This window comes from Citrobacter sp. VF227 (assembly GCF_052950715.1).
Window position 1 is genome coordinate 1 of sequence record NZ_JBRFVF010000725.1, and the last position, 255, is coordinate 255.

Below are 255 nucleotides of genomic sequence, written 5' to 3' on the forward strand. Positions count from 1 at the left end.
TCAATTAACCTTCCGGCACCGGGCAGGCGTCACACCGTATACGTCCACTTTCGTGTTTGCACAGTGCTGTGTTTTTAATAAACAGTTGCAGCCAGCTGGTATCTTCGACTGATTTCAGCTCCACGGGCAAACCGCTTCACCTACATATCAGCGTGCCTTCTCCCGAAGTTACGGCACCATTTTGCCTAGTTCCTTCACCCGAGTTCTCTCAAGCGCCTTGGTATTCTCTACCTGACCACCTGTGTCGGTTTGGGG

1 rRNA gene is annotated in these 255 nt (G+C 51.8%); it reads right to left on the reverse strand.

The window, feature by feature from the left end:
• Nucleotides 1-255: ribosomal RNA gene (locus tag ACU8YC_RS28740) — 23S ribosomal RNA — on the reverse strand; the annotation flags it as partial.